Source organism: Streptomyces turgidiscabies Car8, assembly GCF_000331005.1.
Classification (GTDB): Bacteria; Actinomycetota; Actinomycetes; order Streptomycetales; family Streptomycetaceae; genus Streptomyces; species Streptomyces turgidiscabies.
This window is the reverse complement of sequence record NZ_AEJB01000507.1, coordinates 1-6,837: the sequence shown is the minus strand read 5'-3', so window position 1 is coordinate 6,837 and position 6,837 is coordinate 1. Positions and strand designations below refer to the sequence as shown.

The 6,837-nt window shown below is 70.8% G+C and carries 6 protein-coding genes; 4 read left to right on the top strand and 2 right to left on the bottom strand.

What is annotated here, in order from left to right; genetic code table 11:
• Positions 1-41 precede the first annotated feature (41 nt).
• Positions 42-1,319 (bottom strand): amidohydrolase family protein, encoded by a 1,278-nt coding sequence (locus STRTUCAR8_RS36385; RefSeq protein WP_006381287.1) that lies wholly within the window; start codon positions 1,317-1,319, stop codon positions 42-44.
• A 204-nt stretch (positions 1,320-1,523) separates the two neighbouring features.
• On the opposite strand from STRTUCAR8_RS36385, the gene STRTUCAR8_RS36380 reads away from it, so the two are divergent.
• A complete protein-coding gene (locus tag STRTUCAR8_RS36380; protein ID WP_006381289.1) occupies positions 1,524-3,002 on the top strand; it encodes an aldehyde dehydrogenase family protein in 1,479 nt (492 codons plus the stop codon).
• 154 nt (positions 3,003-3,156) lie between these two features.
• Here the strand turns inward: STRTUCAR8_RS36380 and STRTUCAR8_RS36375 are convergent, their stop codons facing one another.
• On the bottom strand, positions 3,157-4,338 hold the full coding sequence (locus STRTUCAR8_RS36375) for a thiolase family protein (RefSeq protein WP_006381286.1): 1,182 nt from the start codon (positions 4,336-4,338) through the stop codon (positions 3,157-3,159).
• A 131-nt stretch (positions 4,339-4,469) separates the two neighbouring features.
• Here STRTUCAR8_RS36375 and STRTUCAR8_RS36370 point away from each other — a divergent pair, with 131 nt between their 5' ends.
• From STRTUCAR8_RS36370 to STRTUCAR8_RS36360, 3 genes are all read left to right on the top strand, one after another.
• Positions 4,470-5,606: an acyl-CoA dehydrogenase family protein gene (locus STRTUCAR8_RS36370; RefSeq protein WP_044473506.1), complete on the top strand. Its 1,137-nt coding sequence runs from the start codon at positions 4,470-4,472 to the stop codon at positions 5,604-5,606.
• 34 nt (positions 5,607-5,640) lie between these two features.
• On the top strand, positions 5,641-6,405 hold the full coding sequence (locus STRTUCAR8_RS36365) for an SDR family NAD(P)-dependent oxidoreductase (protein WP_006381288.1): 765 nt from the start codon (positions 5,641-5,643) through the stop codon (positions 6,403-6,405).
• Positions 6,406-6,412: 7 nt separating this feature from the next.
• A partial coding sequence (locus STRTUCAR8_RS36360) for an SDR family NAD(P)-dependent oxidoreductase (RefSeq protein WP_006381291.1) occupies positions 6,413-6,837 on the top strand: 425 nt, incomplete at its 3' end.

Here is a 6,837-nt window from a genome sequence, read left to right as displayed (position 1 = left end):
CCGGTACCCAGCACGACCACCACCGCCCTTGCAGCCGCCGGTCAGGCGTCCTGGGGAAGCGGCGCGAGCTTCTTGCTCTTGTCGAAGTGCACGACGTCGGCCAGTGTGCCGCCGAGGATGGCCGCGCGGTCCTCGTCCGGCACGCCCTCGAAGTTCTCCGCGACGCACTCGGCGCTGTCGCGGAAGGTGCCCTCGGCGTGCGGGTAGTCGTTGCCCCAGATGACCGTCGAGAGGCCGGTGATGTGGCGGGCCTTGACGGCCGTCGGGTCGTCCGCGAACTGCACGTGGATCTGGCGCCGGACGTACTCGGTGGGCTTGAGGGGGTAGGGCCACTGGTCGTTGATGGCGAACAGCCGTCCCATGGAGGCCTGCTCCGTCGCGGGACGGTTGTCGTCCCAGAAGCCGAGCCACCAGTCGGGGTCCTGGCCGGTGCCGGTCTTCCACGCCTTGTCCATGTAGCCCATGAAGGAGACGAGCCAGCCGGCCGTGTACTCGATCAGGTTGAAGTGCAGGTCCGGGAAGCGCTCGCACACACCGCCGCCGACGAGGCTGGCGATGATGCCCTGCGGCCCGGCCACGGCCGAGCCGACCGCGGTTCCCATGGTCCGGCCGGTCACCATGTCGTCGGTCAGGTTGCCCTTGCCCATGTTCATGGCGTTCATCAGGCCCCGGACGGTCACCGCCGTCTCGGACACCTGCTCCCTGACCTTCACCCCGCCGGTGGCCACGTGGATGAAGACGGGCAGACCGTGCGCCTGGGCCGCCGCCCAGACCGGGTCGTACTCCCGCGAGTAGAAGGGCAGCGGCGGGATCTCCGGCAGGAGGATCGCCCCGAGTCCGAGCCGTGCGACCCGCTCGATCTCCGCGACCGCCTCGGGCACGTCCGTGAGGGGGATCGCCGCCGTCGGGCGCAGCCGGTCCTTGTACGGCAGATACCGCTCGACCAGGTAGTCGTTCCAGACGCGGGCGTGCGCCATGGACAGTTCGTGGTCGTCGGTGAACAGGACGAACAGGGAGAGGTTCGGGAACATCACCGAGGCGTCCACGCCGTCGATGTTCATGTCCCGGAGGATGTGCTCGGGATCGCCGTCGGGGGTCTCTCCTCCGGTCTGCCGGTATTTGGAGATGGTCCAGCCGTCGAACCCGATGGTGTGCAGTTTCTTGAACTCCGTGTGGCCGCCCGGCACGATCGGCTCGTCGAGCGTGAACTCCTCTTCCCAGAGGGCCCGTTCACGCAGGTTCTTGGGGAGCCGGGTCTTGAAGAGATCGACCGGCTCGATGATGTGCGAATCACCGGAGACGACAAATTCCTTGAACACAGGCGGTACCTCTTTCGAACATCGTCGTTCGCGCAGAATCCACCCCGCGGATGAGGCCGAAGTTACCTGTACCGATCGGTCCAGTCAATGATTCAGCATACGGATTAGCGGCCCGCGCGGTTCCAGAAGCCTGACAAACGCCTGACACAAGGCCGACAGGCGCAGCCCCTTCCCTCGCACCGCCAATTACGTACACTTAACTCCATGACGACGGCTAACTCGTTCTCTACGCAGCTCTACATCGACGGGCGCCGTACGGACGGCGAAGCGGACTCGTCCCTCGTCGTAAGCAATCCGGCGACGGAGGAGTCGATCGCGGAGGTCCCCCAGTCCTCGCTCTCCGATGTGCGCCGGGCCGTCGAGGCAGCGCGCCGGGCCTTCGACGAGGGCCCGTGGCCCCGGCTGAAGCCCGCCGAGCGGGCCGCGATCCTGTTGCGCATGGCCGAGGAGATGGAGCGGCGGCTCCCGGATCTCGTGGCCGTCAACATCGCCGAGGCGGGATCGGTCCGTCCGCTCGCGGAGAGTCTGCAGACCCGGGTCCCGGTGGCACATCTGCGCGACATGGCGGAGCGGGTCATGCCGGCCTTCGCCTGGGAGCGGCCGATGCAGCCCACCGTCGCGCCGGGCATCGGCATCTCCCAAGGGGTGGTACGCCGCGAGCCGTTCGGCGTGTGCGCCCTGATCGCCGCCTACAACTTCCCCTTCTTCCTCAGCATGATGAAGGTGATCCCCGCCCTCGCGGCCGGCTGCACCGCCGTGCTCAAACCGGCGCCCGCGACTCCCCTGGAGTCCCTTCTGATCGGCGACTTCGCCGACGCCGCCGGTCTGCCGCCGGGTGTGCTGAACATCGTGACCGGCGGCATCGAGGCCGGCCGCGAACTGACCACCCACCCGATGGTGGACCTGGTCAGCTTCACCGGGTCGGACACCGTCGGACGTACGGTCTACGCCCAGGCCGCGGCCTCGCTGAAGAAGGTCGTCCTCGAACTCGGCGGCAAGTCGGCCAACATCGTCCGTGCCGACGCCGACCTCGACGGCGCCGTACGGTCCGCGCTCGCGGGCATCACCACCCACGCCGGACAGGGCTGCTCGCTGCTGACCCGCACCCTCGTGCACACGTCCGTCCACGACGAACTGGTCGCCCGGCTGAGCGAGGGCCTCGCCGCGGTCAGGGTCGGCGACCCGGCGGACCCGGCGACCACCATGGGCCCGCTGATCAGTGCGGCCCAGCGGGACAAGGTCGAGAAGCTGATCCGCGTCGGCGAGGAGGAGGGGGCCCGGATCGTCTGCGGCGGCAAACGCCCGGCGGGCCTCGACCGGGGCTACTTCGTGGAACCCACCCTCTTCACCGGCGTGGACAACGCGATGACCATCGCGCGTACGGAGTTCTTCGGACCGGTCGGTGTCGTCATCCCGTTCGCCACCGACGAGGAGGCGGTACGGATCGCGAACGACAGCCCGTACGGCCTCGCCGGCGCCGTCTGGAGCGCCGACACCGTGGCCGCCCACGAGATCGCGTCGCGCATCCGGGCCGGCGGAGTGGCGATCAACGGCGGCAGCGCCGGGGTGAACCCACGGGCGGCCTTCGGCGGCTACAAGCAGAGCGGACTCGGCCGGGAGTGGGGCGAGTTCGGGCTCGACGAGTATCTGCAGACCAAGACGGTGAGCTGGGCGGCCCGGTAGCGCTCCGCTGGGCGGGCGGTCATGAATCCGCGGGTGGGTGGGGGCTGGTCGCGCTGTTCCCCGCGCCCCTTTCGGGGCGCGGGCGCGCCCCGAAATTCGCCGAGGCGGCTCGGGGACCACACCGCCCCCAAGGCCCGCGCCCGAGGCGGCACCCTCACACCGTCAGCACCATCGCCGAGCCCATTCCCCCGCCCGCGCACATCGCCGCGACCGCCGTTCCGCCTCCTCTGCGGCGCAGTTCGTGGGCCAGGGTCACCACCATGCGGGTACCGGTGGTGGCGATCGGATGACCGAGGCTGCATCCGCTGCCGAAGGGGTTGACCCGCTCCGGGTCGAGGTCCAGTGCGCGGGTGGTGGCGACGGCCACCGCCGCGAAGGCCTCGTTGACCTCGAAGAGGTCGACGTCGCCGATGCCGAGCCCGGCCCGGCCGAGCGCCTTGCGGATCGCGGCGATCGGCGCCAGCCCCGTCTCGACCGGGTCGACACCGACGCTCGCCCAGGACCGTATGGTCGCGAGCGGCGTGAGTCCGTGCGCGGCGGCGAGGTCCGAACCGGCGACCACGACCGCCGCCGCGCCGTCGTTCACCCCGCTGGAGTTGCCGGCCGTGATGGAGAAGCCCTCGATCTCGGGGTGCAGCACCTTCAGCGACGCCAGTTTCGCCGCGGTGGTGTCGCGCCGGGGGTGCTCGTCGGTGTCGAAAACTACTGGGACCGAGGTCGCGCCGGCCCTCCCCCTGACCTTCACCGCCACGATCTCGTCGGTGAACCGGCCCTCGTCGACTGCCCGTACCGCCCGCTCGTGCGACCGCAGTGCCCACGCGTCCATCTCCTCGCGGGTGAGGCCTGCCAGCCGGGCCGTGTTCCAGCCGACGAGGACGCCCATGTCGTTGTTGGGAGCCTCGGGCGTCGGGACGTGGGTCGGCGCCATCCAGGGGTCCTGCCAGTCGTCGGTGCCAGGCAGCCGCCAACGGGCCACCGGAGCCGTGGACGACGAGTGCGTGCCGCCCGCGACGACCGCCCGGTCCATGCCGGCGCGTACGCTCCCGGCGGCCGTCGCCACGCTGGCCAGCCCGGAGGCGCAGTGCCGGTTGTGAGCCAGCCCGGGCGCGTGGATCAGCCCGGCCTGGAGGGCCGCGTACCGGGCGATGTCCCCGCCCCCAGCGAGGGATTCACCGAGGACGACGTCGTCGATCGTCTCCGGCGGCAGCCCACTGCGGTGGGCGGCCTCGCGCACGACGAGGGTGGCGAGTTCGAAGGCGCTGGTGTCCCGCAGGGTTCCCCGTCGGGCGGTCCCGATCGCGGTACGGCACGCGGAGAGTAGTACGGCATCAACCATGCAATTCAGAGTACTTAAATCTGGTCGGGATCGACAGGTCCACCAGCAAGCAGCACTGGAAACAGGGGGTAACTGCTCGGCTCATGGCCGACAATCTCGACCCGAACCAGAAAAGAGGATACTTTGTTCAGGTGAATTTCGAGCTCAGTGAAGAGCAGGGCATGTTGCGCGAGGCCTCGCGTGATCTGCTGGCGGACCGGGCCCCGATCGAGCACGTACGGGCGTGGCTGGACCGTGACGAGGACGTCGACCCCGAGGTGTGGCGGCTGACGGCCGAACTCGGCTGGCCCGGGCTGGGATTGTCCGAGGAGTTCGACGGCAGCGGCCAGGGGCTGGTGGAACTCGCCCTTGTCGCCGAGGAGTTCGGGGGTGCCCTCGGGCGGGGTCCGTTCGCGCCCACCGCGATCGTCGGCCGGGCACTCGCCACCGGAGGCTCGCCCGGCCTGCGGTCCGAGGTACTGCCCGTTCTGGCCGCCGGATCGTCCTGGGCCACCTGGGCGTTCGGCGAACCCCGGGCGCCCTGGTCCCTCGACGGCATCCGCGCCACCGCCCGCTCCGACGGGGACGCGTACGTCCTCGACGGGGTGAAGACGGCGGTGCAGGACGCCGGCGGCGCCCGCTGGCTCCTCGTCACCGCCCTGCACGACGGTGTCTCTGCCTCGTTCCTCGTCGACCGCGAAGCCCCGGGCGTCACCGTCCGGCGCCAACGCACCCTCGATCCGACCCGCGCGTTCCACGAGGTCCGTGTCGACGGCGTACGGGTTCCGCCAGACCGCCGCCTCACCGGCGGGCCCGACGACATCCAGCGGCTGCTCGACGAGGCGTCGGTGCTGCGGTGCGCCGACGCGCTCGGGGTGATGCGGCGCCTGCTGGAGCTCACGGTCGAACACACCACGACCCGCGTGCAGTTCGGGCAGCCGATCGGCTCCTTCCAGGCCGTCAAGCACTCGGCCGCCGACATGGCTCTCCTCGTGCACGGGGCACGCGCGGCCACCCACTACGCGGCGATGGCCGCCGACGCGGGCACCGACGACGCGGCTCGCGCGGCCTGTGCCGCCGCCTCGTACGTCTCGGCGGGCGCCGGCGAGGTCGCGGCGCGGGCACTCCAGCTGCACGGCGGTATCGGCTTCACCTGGGAGCACGACCTGCACCTCTATCTGCGGCGGGCCAGGGCCGACAGCGTCCTGTACGGCGACGCGGCCGTCCACCGCGACCGCCTTGTCACCCTTCTGGGGCCCTCCCCCACTCGCGTCGCCGCGTCCGCCTGAACCGGAAGAAGCGCGAAAACCCGAAAGGTTCCCGATGGAGATCAAGGGCAAGAAGGCCGTGGTGTTCGGCGGTGCCTCCGGCATGGGCCGGGCCACCGCCGAGCTGCTGGCGGCCCGGGGCGCGGAGGTCGCCGTACTCGACCGTCCGGCGTCGGCGGGCGCCGAGGTCGCCGCCGAGGTCGGCGGGAGCTTCCACCCCGTCGACGTGACAGACTTCGCGGCGACGGAGAGCGCGTTGGGCGCTGCCGTCGAGGCTCTGGGCGGGCTGCATGTGTCGGTCACCACGGCGGGCGGTGGCAGCGTACGGCGCACGCTCGGCAAGGACGGGCCCCACGATCTGGAGACCTTCCGTCGGGTGCTCGACCTCAACGCGGTCGCCACCTTCAACGTCAGCCGCCTGGCCGCCGCGCACATGAGCCGTAACGAGCCCGAGGAGCCAGACGGCGAACGGGGCGTCATCGTGAACACCTCGTCGATCGCCGCCTTCGAGGGCCAGATCGGCCAGGTCGCCTACTCGGCGGCCAAGGCCGCGATCGCCGGCATGAGCCTCACCATGGCCCGGGACCTCGGCTCCCTCGGCATCCGCGTCGTCGCCATCGCGCCCAGCCTGTTCGAGACCGGCGCCACCGAGAAGATCCCGGCCGAGGTTCGGGCAGCGCTGGTCAAGGACGCCGCGTTCCCCCGGCGCCTGGGCCACCCCGAGGAGTACGCGAAGCTCGCGCTCGCCGTCGTCGACAACCCCATGCTCAACGGCCAGTGCCTCCGTCTGGACGCCGGCCAACGATTCGGACCGAGGTGAGGCTCTGATGCCGGACTACGAACCGCAGGGCGACGAACCCCAGGACAACGCGCGGCACAGCAGCGAGTACGAGGGCAGGGTGGCGCTCGTCACCGGAGGCGGCCGGGGGTTCGGCAAGGCGTTCGGGGAGGCCCTGTCGGCCCTCGGCGCACATGTCGTGCTCGCCGACATCGACGGCGACGCGGCGGCCGAGGCCGCGGCGGAACTCACGGCACAGGGCAGGCGTGCGACCGGCGTCAGATGCGATGTGGCCGACGAGGACGCGGTGGGCGCGGTCGTGGACGAGATCGCCGCACGACACGGCGGACTCGACCTCCTGGTCAACAACGCGGGCCTGCACGCCGCCTACAACAGGCCGTTCACCGAGCTCGGCCTCGCGAACGTACGGCGGGTGCTCGACGTCAACGTCATGGGCGTCATCATCTGTTCGCT

Excerpts from the sequence above, each read along its gene's own strand:
- STRTUCAR8_RS36380 (WP_006381289.1), top strand. The coding sequence starts at position 1,524 with ATGACGACGGCTAACTCGTTCTCTACGCAGCTCTACATCGACGGGCGC.
- STRTUCAR8_RS36375 (WP_006381286.1), bottom strand. The coding sequence starts at position 4,338 with ATGGTTGATGCCGTACTACTCTCCGCGTGCCGTACCGCGATCGGGACC.
- STRTUCAR8_RS36365 (WP_006381288.1), top strand. The coding sequence starts at position 5,641 with ATGGAGATCAAGGGCAAGAAGGCCGTGGTGTTCGGCGGTGCCTCCGGC.